Below are 13,466 nucleotides of genomic sequence, written 5' to 3'. Positions count from 1 at the left end.
CGGGACCTCCCACAAGAGAGAGTGTGAGGGTGCTCGTACTCGTCGCTCCCGGCCAAGGCGCTCAGACGCCCGGCTTCCTGATCCCCTGGCTCGACCTCCCCGGGGTCGAGGACCAGCTTCGCGAATGGTCCGCGGCCATCGACCTGGACCTCGTCCACTACGGCACCAAGGCCGACGCCGACGAGATCCGCGACACCGCGGTGGCCCAGCCGCTGCTGGTGGCCGCCGCCCTGATCTCGGCGCGCCAGCTCTTCCCGGGCACCGCCGAGGTCGTCGCGCGGGTCGGTGCGACGGCCGGCCACAGCGTCGGTGAGCTCGCCGCCGCGGCCCTGGCCGGCACCGTCTCCGACGCCGAGGCGATGACGCTGGTGCGCCGCCGCGGGCTGGCGATGGCCGAGGCCGCCGCGGTCACCGAGACCGGCATGGCCGCGCTGCTGGGCGGCGACGAGGACGTCGTCCTGCCGCACCTGGAGAAGCTCGGCCTGACCCCGGCGAACGTGAACGGCGCCGGACAGATCGTCGCCGCCGGCACCGCCGAGCAGATCGCCACCCTGGTCGAGAACAAGCCCGAGGGCACCCGCCGGGTCGTGCCGCTGAAGGTGGCCGGCGCGTTCCATACTCACCACATGGCACCCGCCGTCTCGGCCCTGGAAGCCGCCGTCACCGCGTTGTCGCCGGCCGACCCGCGCACCCGCTACGTCTCCAACAAGGACGGCCAGGCGGTCACTTCCGGCCAGGAAGTGGTGCGCCGACTGGTCGGCCAGGTGGCCAACCCGGTCCGCTGGGACCGCTGCATGGAGACCTTCCAGCAGCTCGGTGCCACCGCGCTCATCGAGGCCGCTCCCGGCGGCACCCTCACGGGCCTGGCCAAGCGCGCCCTGCCCGGGGTGAAGACGCTCGCCCTGAAGACGCCCGACGACCTGGACGCGGCCCGTGAGCTGATCACCAACGCAGCGGACGCCGCGCCCGCAGCATCGGCCGAATAGGAGTCCGCAGCGCATGACCTCGAAGATCAAGCCTTCCAAGGGCGCCCCGTACGCACGGATCATGGGTGTCGGCGGCTACCGCCCGACCCGCGTCGTGCCCAACGAGGAGATCCTCAAGCACATCGACTCGTCCGACGAGTGGATCCGTTCGCGCTCGGGCATCTCCACCCGCCACTGGGCGGGCCCCGACGAGACCGTCGCGACCATGGCGGTCGAGGCGTCCGGCAAGGCCATCGCGGACGCCGGCATCACGCCCGAGCAGATCGGCGCGGTGGTCGTCTCCACCGTCTCGCACTTCAAGCAGACCCCGGCCATCGCCACCGAGATCGCGCACCTCGTCGGTGCGGGCAAGCCGGCCGCGTTCGACATCTCCGCGGGCTGCGCCGGCTTCGGCTACGGACTGACCCTGGCCAAGGGCATGATCACCGAGGGCTCCGCCGAGTACGTCCTGGTGATCGGCGTCGAGCGGCTCTCGGACCTGACGGACCTGGAGGACCGGGCGACGGCCTTCCTGTTCGGCGACGGCGCCGGTGCGGTCATCGTGGGCCCGGCCAAGGAGCCGGCGATCGGCCCGACGGTGTGGGGCTCGGAGGGCGACAAGTCCGAGACGATCAAGCAGACCCTCTCCTGGGACGTGTACCGCACCACCCCGACCCCCGGTGGCGACGGTCCGGAGCAGCGTCCCGCACCCGAGGCGGTCCGCTACCCCGCCATCACCCAGGAGGGCCAAGCGGTCTTCCGGTGGGCGGTGTTCGAGATGGCGAAGGTCGCCCAGCAGGCGCTGGACGCGGCCGGAGTCAGCCCGGACGACCTGGACGTCTTCATTCCGCACCAGGCCAACATGCGGATCATCGACTCGATGGTGAAGACTCTGAAGCTGCCGGAGAGCGTCACGGTCGCCCGTGATGTGGAGACCACCGGCAACACCTCGGCCGCCTCGATTCCGCTCGCCATGGAGCGGCTGCTGGCGACCGGTCAGGCCAAGAGCGGGGACACCGCGCTGGTCATCGGCTTCGGGGCGGGTCTCGTGTACGCCGCGACGGTCGTTACTCTCCCCTAGGCAAGATCTGCGCAGCCCGGCACCGAGCACGAGGGGCCGGCCGCTGCGGGACCTTCACCGCTTCACCGTAAAACAAGCAGTTTCCCGCTAATCGAAGGAGCGCCATCATGGCCGCCACTCAGGAAGAGATCGTCAAGGGTCTCGCCGAGATCGTCAACGAGATCGCCGGCATCCCCACCGAGGACGTCCAGGTGGACAAGTCCTTCACCGATGACCTGGACGTCGACTCGCTGTCCATGGTCGAGGTCGTCGTCGCCGCCGAAGAGCGCTTCGACGTGAAGATCCCGGACGACGACGTCAAGAACCTCAAGACCGTCGGTGACGCGACCGACTACATCCTCAAGCACCAGTCCTGATCTGGCGCAGCGCATGTCGCCACCCCGCGGTGGCGCCGTCGATTCAGACACCTCTACCCGTGGAGTAAGAATTCCCGTGAACGCGACCAATCGCACCGTGGTCGTCACCGGTATCGGCGCAACCACACCGCTGGGTGGCGACAGCGCTTCGACCTGGGAGGGTCTCCTCGCCGGCCGGTCCGGCGTCAGCCCCCTGGAGCAGGACTGGGCGGCCGACCTCCCGGTCAAGATCGCCGCGCAGGCAGCGGTGGATCCGACCGAGATCCTGCCCCGCCCGCAGGCCCGCCGACTGGACCGCTCGGCGCAGTTCGCGCTGATCGCGGCCCGTGAGGCATGGGCGGACGCCGGCTTCACGGCCAAGGCCGGCGAGTCGGACGCGGCCGCCGGGCCGGCCGGTTCGGTCAACCCCGACCGGCTGGGCACCGTCATCGCCTCCGGCATCGGTGGCGTGACCACGCTGCTCGGCCAGTACGACGTCCTCCGCGAGAAGGGCGTCCGTCGGGTCTCCCCGCACACGGTGCCGATGCTGATGCCCAACGGGCCGTCGGCCAACGTCGGCCTGGACGTCAACGCGCGCGCCGGTGTGCACACCCCGGTGAGCGCCTGCGCCTCCGGCTCCGAGGCCATCGGCTACGCCATCGAGATGATTCGCACCGGTCGTGCCGACATCGTCGTCGCGGGCGGTACGGAGGCGGCCATCCACCCGCTGCCGATCGCCGCGTTCGGCAACATGATGGCGATGTCGAAGAACAACGACGACCCGCAGGGCGCCTCCCGCCCGTTCGACAGCGGCCGCAACGGCTTCGTCCTCGGCGAGGGCGCCGGCGTGATCGTCCTGGAGTCCGCCGAGCACGCCGCCCGGCGCGGCGCCCGGGTCTACGCCGAGGCGGTCGGCCAGGGCATCTCCGCCGACAGCCACGACATCGTGCAGCCGGAGCCGTCCGGCAACGGCATCGCGCACGCGCTGCAGAACCTGCTCGACAACAGCGACCTCGCCGTGTCCGAGATCGTGCACGTCAACGCGCACGCCACCTCGACCCCGCAGGGCGACCTGGCGGAGCTGAAGGCGCTGCGCAAGGTCTTCGGCGACGACGTGGACCACATGGCGGTCTCCGCCACCAAGTCGATGACCGGTCACCTCCTGGGCGGCGCGGGCGGCGTGGAGACGGTCGCCACCATCCTGGCGCTGTACCACCGGACGGCCCCGCCGACCATCAACCTGGAGAACCTCGACCCCGAGGTCGACGCGGACATCGTCCGCGGCGAGTCCCGGGCGCTGCCGGCCGACGGCCGGATCGCGGCGCTGAACGACTCGTTCGGCTTCGGCGGCCACAACGTGGTCCTCGCCTTCCGCACGGCCTGACGGCCCCACCAGGCCGCCCCGACGCAGGCAGTACGCGGGCCCGCCCGGTCACCACGACCGGGCGGGCCCGCGCGCGTCGGGACGGGCGGTCAGTCGTCGAAGCTGGCGAAGTACGCGGCGACGCCGTCCTCGTCGCCGTGTCCCTGGGCCTCGGCCCGGCGGAAGCGCTCCGCGGTCGCGGCCGCCAGGTCCATCCGGACGCCGGAGGACCGCCCGGCCTCGCCGATCAGCCGGGCGTCCTTGCGGGCCGCGGAGACCGTGAAGCTCGGCGCGAGGTCTCCGGAGAGCAACAGGTCCGACTTCATCCGCAGGTAGGGCATGTCGAGCGAGCCGCCGGCGATCGCGTCCAGGAACTCCCGCGGGTCGACGCCCAGTCCCTTGGCGAGCGCCAGGGTTTCACCGGTACCGCCGATGATGGTGAGCACCCAGCTGTTGACGACCAGCTTGAGCCGGCTGGCGGCGGCGCCCGCGGCGTCGTCGCCGACCCACTGGGTGCGGCCGCCGACGATGTCGAAGACCCGGTCGGCGCGTTCGCGCAGCTCGGGTGCGCCGGCGGCGAGGACGATCAACTGGCCCTTCTCCGCGGGCGCCTTGGTGCCCAGTACGGGGGCGTCCACGAAGCGGAGGTCCTGTTCGGCGGCGAAGCGCACCAGGGGTTCGAGGGCGGCGGGCCCGACGGTGCTCATCTGGAGCCAGAGGGTGCCGGGGGCCAGTCGCGGGGCGGCCTGGCGCACGGCGTCGAGGGCGGCGGGGCCGTCGAGCAGCATGGTGAGGACGACGTCGGCGCCGTCCACCGCCTCGCCCGGGGTGTCGGTGACCCGGACCCCGTCGGCGGCCAGCGGCTCGGCCTTGGCGCGGGTGCGGTTCCAGGCGCGGACGTCCAGCCCGGCGCGGGCGAGGTTGCGGGTCATCGCCGCGCCCATGATCCCGGTGCCGAGGACGGCGACCGCGAGGGTGTCAGAAGTGGTGTTGTCGGCCATGGCCGCACGCTAGGACCTGGAGTGCACTCCAGGTCAACGGTGCGCCGTGTGTCGCGGAACGCCACCGGCACGAGGCTCCGTACGGCCGCGTGCCGGGCGCCTCAGACGACCTGGTGGAGCCAGCGGACCGGGGCGCCCTCACCGGCGTAGCGGAAGGGCTCCAGTTCGTCGTCCCAGGGCTTGCCGAGCAGCTTGGCGACCTCGGCGGCGAGTTCGGTCTCGCCGCGGGCGGAGCGGGCGACGGCGGCCCGCAACCGGTCCTCGGGGATGAGGATGTCGCCGTGGATGCCGGTGACGGCGTGGAAGATGCCGAGGTCCGGGGTGGAGCTGTAGCGCTCGCCCTCCGCACTGGTGCACGGCTCGGCGGTCACCTCGAAGCGCAGCAGGTGCCAGCCGCGCAGCGCGGAGGCGAGCTTGGAGGCGGTGCCGGCCTCGCCCTGCCAGGAGAACTCGGCTCTCCAGGTGCCGGGCGACGCCGGCTGGCGGATCCAGTCGAGGTTGACGCGCACCCCGAGGACGCCCGCCACCGCCCATTCGACGTGCGGGCACAGCGCTCGTGGAGCGGAGTGGACGTACAGGACTCCACGTGTCGTCACCGGGACCTCCCGTGCGGATCGAGGTTCGCCTTCCCCAGCGGCCTCGTGCCCGTTCCGGTCGCGGCCGGGACAGCTGCCGACATTCTGCCCCAGTGATCACTTCGGCACCAGCATGCGAGGTGACCTACAGTAAACACCATTAGGCGGAAATTGCCGCAAAAGGGACAGGAAATGACGTGTTGTAATTTGTCTGTGCCGACTGCACATGCCACTTCGGGTCACCACCCGGCAGGCACGGGGCAAAGCTACCGCGCGGTGCAGGACCGCAGGTGACGTACCGTCGGTACCCGAAGAGATATCACTCGCACGCCGGAGGGGACAGGGGATGACGACGACCGATCGGCCCGCCCGCCCCCGGCGTCCCCGCCGGTCGGCCCGGGCCGTCCTCGCCTCGGTGACGGTCTCCGCGCTGCTGACCACCCTCGCCGCCTGCGGCGACGGCGCCGCCCCGCACGGCCGCGCCGCGGTCAAACCGAGCGCGAAGCCGGCGCCCGCCTGGCGGACCGACCCCGCCTCCCTCGCCGCCCTCGGCGACTCCATCACCGTCGGCTTCGACGCCTGCACGGTGCTCTCCGACTGCCCCGAGGTCTCCTGGTCCACCGGCACCAGCCCCAAGGTCAAGAGCCTGGCCCGGCGGCTGCTGCCGAAGGACCCGGCCGCACACAGCTGGAACTACGCCCGGACCGGCGCCCTGATGAGCGACCTGCCGCAGCAGATCACCGCGGCGGCGGCCCGCCGGCCCGAGTTGGTCACCGTGCTGATCGGCGCCAACGACGCCTGCCGCAGCGACGTCCGGGCGATGACCTCCCCCGCCGCCTTCCGCGCCGGGTTCGAACGGTCCATGAAGACCCTGCGGCGCGCCCTGCCGCGCGCCCAGGTGTACGTCGCGGCCGTGCCGGACCTGTTGCGGCTGTGGTCCGAGGGGCGCAAGAACCCGCTCGGCAAGCAGGTGTGGAAGCTGGGCATCTGCGGGTCGATGCTGCGCGACCCGGACGACGTGACGAAGCCGGCACAGGACCGGCGGACGCTGGTCCGGGAGCGGGTGATGGCGTACAACGAGGCGCTGGCGGCGGTCTGCGCCGAGGACCGGCTGTGCCGGTTCGACCGGTCGGTCTTCGACTACCGCTTCACCGGGCAGCAGTTGAGCACCTGGGACTGGTTCCATCCGGGACTTCAGGGCCAGCAGGAGCTGGCGGAGCTGGCCTTCCGGACCATCACCCGCAAGGAAGACCCCCCGAAGGGTGAAGCGGCCTCCGCCGGATGAGTCGGCTCCGGTAGGCCCCCCCTCCCACGGTCTCGGGGAAACCCCTAAGGGCGACGGGGCGGGGGTCATACCGTGCGGGGACGGCGAAGGTCATACCGTGCGGCGACGTGCACGGGGTGGGGGCGCGGGACGATGAAGGTCGAGCGGATGCCGTTCGGTACCGCACCGTCACCACTGCCTCGGGGGAATCACCATGGCCCGACTCCGCGCCACCCATCTCGTCCTGTCCTGTGCGGCCCTGACCGTGCTGACGACCGGCTGCTCCCTGGTCGGCGGCGGCCCGCGCACCACCGCCGAGCGGACGTACGGGGTCGACGGCGCGGTCAGCTCGCTGTCGGCGACGACCTACGGCGGCAACATCGAGATCGTGCCGGTGGACGCCGGCGGCACCGTCAAGGTCACGGAGAAGGTGACGTACGACGGGTCCAAGCCGAAGACCACGCACTCCGTCAAGGACGGCCGACTGACGCTGACCGCCGAGGACTGCTCGATGGGCCAGCACTGCGAGGTGGCGTACCGCGTGCTGCTGCCGCGCGCCGCCTCGGTCGACCTGCACACCAGCGGCGGGGACGTCACGATCCGGGGCGCCTCCGGCGGGATCACCGCGGACACCAGCGGCGGCAACATCACCGTCACGGACTCCACGGCCCGCACGGCGAAGGTGAAGACCAGCGGCGGGGACGTGGAGATGACGCTGGGCGCGGTGCCCGACGACGTCTCGGGGCGGACCAGCGGCGGCGACGTCACGCTCCGCGTCCCGAAGGGCACCTACGCCGTCGACGCGAAGACGAGCGGCGGCAGCCGCAAGGTGTCCGTCGGCACGGACGAGGGCTCGGCGCACAAAATATCCGCCCGGACCAGCGGGGGCGACGTCTCGGTGCTCAGCCAGCCGTGACGTGCGCGGTCAGCCGGACGTCGGCGCTGCTGTGGGCTGCCGCGACGGTGTAGCGGCCGGGGATCCGGCGCCAGCCGTCGTCCGGTTCCGACCAGATCTCGAAGGCGCGCCCCGGCAGCGGGATCTCGGTCTCCACGCTCTCGCCGGGCCCCGCCTCGACGGTGGCGAAGCCGGCCAGCCAGCGAGTCGGACGCTCGGGCGCGCCGGGTGTGTCGTCGGCCGGTGCGAGGTAGATCTGGACGACCTCGCGGCCGGGGCGGTCGCCGGTGTTGCGCAGCCGCACCCACACGGAGTCGGGGGTGGCGTCCAGGGACACGTACTCCCACCGGGTGTAGCCGAGTCCGTGGCCGAAGGGGTACGCGGGGGCGGTGGTGGTGCGCTGCCAGGCGCGGTAGCCGATGAACACCCCTTCCGCGTAGGGAAGGGTGCCGTCGGTGGGGGTCACGGTGGAGACCGGGGCGTCGGCGAGACGGGCCGGCCAGGTGGTGGGGAGCCGGCCGCCCGGTTCGTGGTCGCCGAGCAGGACGTCCGCCAGCGCGGCCCCGGCCTCCTGACCGGGGAACCAGCTCAGCAGCACCGCCGGGACCTGCTCGCGCCAGGGCAGCTCGACCGGGGAGCCGGAGTTGACCACCACGACGGTGCGGGGGTTGGCGGCGGCGACCCGGGCGACCAACTCGTCCTGCCGGCCCGGCAGCCGGAGGTCGGTGCGGTCGAACCCTTCCGACTCGACCTCCTCGGTGGTCGCCACGACCACGAGCGCGACGTCCGCCTCGGTCGCCGCCCGGACGGCCGCCACGATCTCGGCGTCACCGTCGAGCTGCGGTTCGCCGTGGCCGAGGACGAAGTTCAGGGCGTCCAGCCCTTCGCCCAGCCCGAGGCCGTGCGGCACGAAACGCAGCGTGAGCGCCACCTCGTGACCGGCGGTCAGCTCCACGGCGATCCGGTGCTCGGCGGGCTGCATGAACGCCTCGAAGGGGTCGGTGCCCGCCGTCCCGGCTCCGTCGCCGTCGAAGAGGACCCGGTCGTCCAGGGTCAGCCGGAGCCGTCCGGCGCCGGCCACCGCCAGGGTGTGGGTGCCGGTGGTCCGCGGGGTGAAACTGCCGGTGAGTTCGACGGCGTGCAGCTCCTGCCGGGTGACGCCGTCGGGGAAGCTGCCGAGCACCTGGACCTTGCCGTCGAACTGCGGCGTCTCGGTGAGCAGTCGGCCCTCGGCGGTGAGGTAGCGGGCGTGCAGGGCGAAGCCCTCGCGAGCGTGCGGGACGCGGGTGCGCGGGTCGGCGCCGGTCGCGAAGACGACCTCGACGTCGTCGGGCAGCGCGGCGCGCAGGCCCGCGAGCGGGGAGACGACCTGTTCGGGGAAGACGGTGGCCGAACCACCGCCGAGCACCCGGGCGTCGCGGGCGGCCGCACCGATCACGGCGACCCGGCGCAGGGCGACGGCGTCGAGCGGCAGGACCGGGCGGGCTCCGCCGCCGGGCGCCGCCACGGGTTCGTTGCGCAGCAGGACGACGGCGCGGCGGGCCAGGTCGCGGGCGACGGCACGGCCGTCGATGACGGGCGGGACGTCGGACGGGGCCACCGCGGGCGGCACCCCGTCCAGGCAGCCGGTCCGGGCGGCGAGCAGCAACACCCGGCGGACCGCGGCGTCCACCTCGGACTCGGCGACCTCGCCCGCGCGGACGGCCGCCGCGAGCGGGGCACCGAAGACCGTGCGGGGCCCGGGCATGGCGATGTCCAGGCCGGCGCGCAGGGCACGGACGGTGTTCCGGGCCGCCGTCCAATCGGAGACGTTGCAGCCGTCGAAGCCCCAGTCCCCGCGCAGCACCTCGGAGACGAGGTGGTGGTGTTCGGTCATCGTCGAGCCGTTGACCTGGTTGTAGGCGGTCATGATGCCCCAGGGACGGGCGTGGGTGACGATGTGTTCGAACGGGGCGAGATAGAGCTCGTGCAGCGGGCGCGGGGCGATGCGGTTGTCGACGGTGAAGCGGTCGGTCTCGGCGTCGTTGCCGACGAAGTGCTTGACCGTGGTGCCGACGCCGCCGTCCTGTACGCCCCGCACGTAGCCCGCCCCGATCGCGCCGGTCAGGAGGGGGTCCTCCGCATAGCACTCGAAGTGGCGGCCGCCCAGTGGCGAGCGGTGCAGGTTGACGGTCGGCGCGAGCAGGACGTGCACGCCCTTGCGGCGGGCTTCCTGCGCCAGCAACCGACCCGCCCGACGGGCCAGTTCCGGGTCCCAGGTGGCGGCCAGGGCGGTGGGACTGGGCAGCGCCACCGAGGGGTCCTCCGCACTCCACTGCCGACCGCGGACGCCGATCGGCCCGTCCGACATCACCAGCGACCGCAGCCCGATCGCGGGGACGGCCGGCAGGCTCCACATGTCCTGGCCCGAGAGCAGCCGGGCCTTGGTGTCCAGGTCGAGTGCGCCGAGCGCCCGCTCCACCACGGCGGCGTAGTCGTGGGGCGGGCCGTCGGCGCGACGGGCGGCGGGGTCGGCGGAGGTGCGGGGGCCGGGCTCGGTGTGGCGGGCGGGCGACTGGTCGGTCATGTGCGGCGCTCCCTTGCGTGGACGTGCGGGCCCCCTGGCCGCATTCTCACCCTCATACCGGGTGCGAGGTAGGCGTTGTTGCTCTTCTGTTATTTGCGTGTCGTGGGCGGCGCGGGGGTGCGGGGCGGGAGGGTTAGGCTCGGCCGGTGAGTGCACGAGGGCAGGACGCGGGCCGCGGCTCCCGGCGGGCCGGCGGCGGGCGGGAGGTGCAGCGCGCGGAGCGGCGGGCGGCGATCCTGGAAGCCGCCATGGAGCTGATCGCCGAGCGCGGCTACCGCCGGACGTCACTCGCCGCCGTCGCCGAGCGCGCCGGACTGACGCAGCAGGGGCTGCTCCACCACTTCCCGACGAAGGAACTGCTGCTGGTCGGCGTGTTGGAGGCGCGCGACCGCTGGGACGCGGCCGCCGCGGCGTCCGGCTCCTGGCGCACCGGCACCCTCGCCCAGCTCGTCGACTACAACGCCACCCGCCCCGGGATCGTCCAGGCGTACACCGTGCTGTCCGCCGACAGCGTCACCGAGGACCATCCGGCACGCGCCTTCTTCGAGGCGCGCTTCCGGGGCGTGCGCGAGGCGCTGACCGGGGCGCTGCGGGCCGAGTTCGGCGAGGTACTGCCCGGCGGCCTGACCCCGGAGCGGGCGGCCCCGCTGCTGGTCGCGGTGATGGACGGGCTCCAACTCCAGTGGCTGCTGGATCCGGAGCGGGTCGACATGCCGGCGGCGTTCCGGGACTTCCTGGGGCTGCTCGGCGACGGGGCGACGCCGGACGGCGACGGCGACGCGGCGCCGTAGCGCGGGGCGAAGCCCGGGGCGGCGGCGGTTGTCCACAGGCCACCGCGGGTGGGAGGGGCGGCGGGCATCATGGAGGAATGATCGTTGCTGCTGCACAATTCCCCTCCGTACCGGGCGACATCGCCGCCAACGCCGCACGGATGGCCGGGCTCGTCACCGAGGCCGGCGAGCGCGGCGCGGGGCTGGTGGTCTTCTCCGAACTGGCCCTGACCCACTACGACCTCGGGCCGATAGCCGCCGATCCGGCGGCGCTGACGGTGCTTGCGGACGATCCCCGACTGGCCCCCGTACGCGCGGCGTGCCGTGCGGCCGGCGTCGCGGCAGTGGTCAACGCCCCCGGTCGCGGCGCCGGGGACGGTGCGAAGCCCACCATCGCCAGCTTCGTCTACGGGCCGGACGGCACCCTGCTCACCCGTTACGACAAGCGGCACGTGGCCGAGGGCGAGAGCGCGGTGTTCGCGCCAGGCACCGCGCACGGCCGGTTCACCCTGGGCGGGATCCGCTTCGCGCTCGCCACCTGCTTCGACAACTCCTTCGCCGAAGTGCCGGAGCGGGCCGCGGCGGACGGCTGCCGGGTGTACCTGTCCAGCGCGTTCCACGGTGACGGCGAACGGGTCGCACAGTACGCCGAGTTGGCGCGCACGCACGGGCTGCACGTGGTGCTCGCCAACGGCATCGGCATCGGGAGTCCCGGTCCGGGAGCCGGGCTCAGCGGTTACTGGCTGCCGTCCGGTGAGCGGGTGGCTGCGGCGTCCGTCGGGCCGGACGGCGCGGGCGCACAGCTGGTGCTGAGCGACGTACGGGACGCGATCACGCTGATGGCCGACCCGGCGGTGGCCGCGGTGCCGGTCCGGGAGTGCGGTGAGCCGCTGGTGGACGTGCGGTCCGCGGCGCCCGGACTGGCGGTGGACGGGCTCAAGGCCGGAGCCGACGGCACGGGCGGGGAGGGGGCGTTCGCCCACCTGCGGGAGGGGGTGCTGCGGCGGCTGCTGGTCGCCCAGGAAGCGCTGCCGGCCGGGCTGCGACTGCAGTTCGTGGAGGGCTACCGGCCACCGGCCCTCCAGCGTCGGTACTTCGCGCAGTACGCGGACGAGCTCCGGGCCGCCCACCCCGACTGGGACGCAGCACGGATCCACCGCGCCGCCAGCCGCTACGTGTCCCCGCCCCAGATCGCCCCGCACAGCGCGGGCGGCGCCGTGGACCTCACCCTGGTCACGGTGGACGGCGACGAGGTCGACATGGGCACACCGCTCAACGCCTCCCCCGAGGAGAGCGGCGGCGCCTGCTACACCGCCGCCGGAGAGCTGACGCCCGCCGCCCGCACCAACCGCCGGATCCTGTCCGCGGCGCTGCGCGGGGCGGGGCTGGTCAACTACCCGACCGAGTGGTGGCACTGGTCCTACGGCGACCGCTACTGGGCGCTGGCGACCGGCGCGGAGCACGCGCCGTACGGGCCCCGGGAGCTGGGCGCCGAGCCGGCGGCCCCGGGCTCCAGCGAGGTCGGCCACGACGGCGGAGCGGCTGTCGCGCACGGCGCGGGGGCCGAGCGGTGAGGCCCGGACGGGGCCGACACCGCGGCGCGGCACGGTGGTCGACCACCACGCCGCACCGCTGTTGTCGGCCCCGTCCCGCGCGGGCGGCTACGGCTGCTCGGGCGGTTCCGGCAGTCGGGCCAGTTCCTCGGCCGTCGGGTAGGAGGGCTGCGCGCCGGGCTTGGTGACGGCGGCCGCGCCGACGCGCACCGCGAAGCGGGCCGCTTCGGCCAGGGCGGCGCCGCCGGCCAGCCGGGTGGCCAGCGCGCCGGTGAAGGCGTCGCCGGCGCCCGTGGTGTCCACGGCCTCGACCCTGACGCCGGGGACCATGGTCGTCCCGGAGTCGTCCAGCACCAGCGCGCCGTCGCCGCCGAGGGTCACCACGACCGAGCGGGCGCCCCGCTCGCGCAGGGCGGCCGCCCATTCGGCGGGGGTGCCGTCGGTGCGTCCGGAGAGTTGCCGGGCCTCGTGCTCGTTGACGACCAGCGGATCGGCCGCCGACAGCAGTGCGCGGTCGAGGTCCTCGGGGGCCGGCGAGGGGTTGAGGACGACGCGGGTGCCGGCCTCCTCGGCGCTCGCGGCGGCCGCCCGCACGGTCTCCATCGGGATCTCCAACTGCAGGGAGAGCACCGCGGAGGCCGCGATGACGTCCTTGGCGGCGGCCACGTCGTCCGGGGTGAGCGCGGCGTTGGCGCCCGGCGAGACCACGATGCTGTTGTCGCCGTCCGGGCTGACGATGATCATCGCGGTGCCGGTGCGGGCGTCCGCGTCCACGATGACGGGGGCCACGTCGGTGCCCGCGGCGCGCTGGGCGGCGAGCAGCAGTTCCCCGTAGGCGTCGCCACCAACCCGGGCCAGCAGGGCGGTGCGCCCGCCGATCCGGGCCGCCGCGGCCGCCTGGTTGGCGCCCTTGCCGCCGGCCGACTCCACCAGGTCCGTGCCGAGCACGGTCTCGCCCGCTCCGGGGCGCCGGGTCACCCGTACGGTCAGGTCCGCGTTGGCCGAGCCGACCACCAGGACGTCGTACATGCGCCGTTCCTCTTCTCTGTCCGGGCGTCGTTCTCTCGTGTCCATACGCCGTTCTTCCGTTTCTTCCTG

12 protein-coding genes are annotated in these 13,466 nt (G+C 73.5%); 8 read left to right on the top strand and 4 right to left on the bottom strand.

Going from position 1 to position 13,466, the window contains the following annotated elements; all coding sequences use genetic code 11:
* Positions 1-29 precede the first annotated feature (29 nt).
* The 4 genes from ABD385_RS27900 to ABD385_RS27885 all read left to right on the top strand — a co-directional run bounded on the left by ABD385_RS27900 (position 30) and on the right by ABD385_RS27885 (position 3,765).
* Positions 30-986, top strand: coding sequence for an ACP S-malonyltransferase (locus ABD385_RS27900; protein ID WP_344581204.1), 957 nt, complete (start codon positions 30-32; stop codon positions 984-986).
* Positions 987-999: 13 nt separating this feature from the next.
* A complete protein-coding gene (locus ABD385_RS27895) occupies positions 1,000-2,046 on the top strand; it encodes a ketoacyl-ACP synthase III (RefSeq protein ID WP_344581201.1) in 1,047 nt (348 codons plus the stop codon).
* A gap of 107 nt (positions 2,047-2,153) precedes the next feature.
* Positions 2,154-2,402 (top strand): acyl carrier protein, encoded by a 249-nt coding sequence (locus ABD385_RS27890; protein ID WP_016572342.1) that lies wholly within the window; start codon positions 2,154-2,156, stop codon positions 2,400-2,402.
* Positions 2,403-2,478: 76 nt separating this feature from the next.
* On the top strand, positions 2,479-3,765 hold the full coding sequence (locus ABD385_RS27885; protein WP_344581197.1) for a beta-ketoacyl-[acyl-carrier-protein] synthase family protein: 1,287 nt from the start codon (positions 2,479-2,481) through the stop codon (positions 3,763-3,765).
* Between the two features lie 89 nt (positions 3,766-3,854).
* Here ABD385_RS27885 and ABD385_RS27880 read toward each other — a convergent pair whose 3' ends face one another.
* Together ABD385_RS27880 and ABD385_RS27875 are read right to left on the bottom strand one after the other, a co-directional pair.
* The gene (locus ABD385_RS27880) at positions 3,855-4,745 is read right to left on the bottom strand and encodes an NAD(P)-dependent oxidoreductase (protein ID WP_344581195.1); all 891 of its coding nucleotides are present in this window, start codon (positions 4,743-4,745) and stop codon (positions 3,855-3,857) included.
* A gap of 101 nt (positions 4,746-4,846) precedes the next feature.
* Positions 4,847-5,341 carry a DUF3145 domain-containing protein gene (locus ABD385_RS27875; RefSeq protein WP_016572339.1) on the bottom strand — a complete coding sequence of 165 codons (495 nt, stop codon included), beginning with the start codon at positions 5,339-5,341 and terminating at the stop codon, positions 4,847-4,849.
* 325 nt (positions 5,342-5,666) lie between these two features.
* Between ABD385_RS27875 and ABD385_RS27870 the strand changes: the two genes are divergently transcribed.
* The gene (locus ABD385_RS27870; protein ID WP_344581188.1) at positions 5,667-6,605 is read left to right on the top strand and encodes an SGNH/GDSL hydrolase family protein; all 939 of its coding nucleotides are present in this window, start codon (positions 5,667-5,669) and stop codon (positions 6,603-6,605) included.
* Positions 6,606-6,798: 193 nt separating this feature from the next.
* Positions 6,799-7,500, top strand: a complete 702-nt coding sequence (locus tag ABD385_RS27865) for a DUF4097 family beta strand repeat-containing protein (protein WP_344581184.1) — start codon at positions 6,799-6,801, stop codon at positions 7,498-7,500.
* Here the strand turns inward: ABD385_RS27865 and ABD385_RS27860 are convergent.
* Complete coding sequence (locus ABD385_RS27860) at positions 7,487-10,045, bottom strand: beta-glucosidase family protein (RefSeq protein WP_344581180.1); 2,559 nt, start codon at positions 10,043-10,045, stop codon at positions 7,487-7,489. The two genes, ABD385_RS27865 and ABD385_RS27860, sit on opposite strands and share 14 nt — an antisense overlap.
* A 146-nt stretch (positions 10,046-10,191) precedes the next feature.
* Between ABD385_RS27860 and ABD385_RS27855 the strand changes: the two genes are divergently transcribed.
* Together ABD385_RS27855 and ABD385_RS27850 are read left to right on the top strand one after the other, a co-directional pair.
* Positions 10,192-10,836: a TetR family transcriptional regulator gene (locus tag ABD385_RS27855; protein WP_425585490.1), complete on the top strand. Its 645-nt coding sequence runs from the start codon at positions 10,192-10,194 to the stop codon at positions 10,834-10,836.
* A 77-nt stretch (positions 10,837-10,913) separates the two neighbouring features.
* Positions 10,914-12,389, top strand: coding sequence for a nitrilase-related carbon-nitrogen hydrolase (locus ABD385_RS27850; protein WP_344581177.1), 1,476 nt, complete (start codon positions 10,914-10,916; stop codon positions 12,387-12,389).
* Positions 12,390-12,476: 87 nt separating this feature from the next.
* Here ABD385_RS27850 and rbsK read toward each other — a convergent pair whose 3' ends face one another.
* Positions 12,477-13,397: a ribokinase gene (gene rbsK, locus ABD385_RS27845; protein ID WP_344581176.1), complete on the bottom strand. Its 921-nt coding sequence runs from the start codon at positions 13,395-13,397 to the stop codon at positions 12,477-12,479.
* Between the last annotated feature and the right edge of the window lie 69 nt (positions 13,398-13,466).

This window comes from Streptomyces lunalinharesii (assembly GCF_039532155.1).
Taxonomy (GTDB): Bacteria; Actinomycetota; Actinomycetes; order Streptomycetales; family Streptomycetaceae; genus Streptomyces; species Streptomyces lunalinharesii.
The sequence above is the reverse complement of the archived record's forward strand: the minus strand, read 5'-3'. Positions and strand labels throughout refer to the sequence as shown.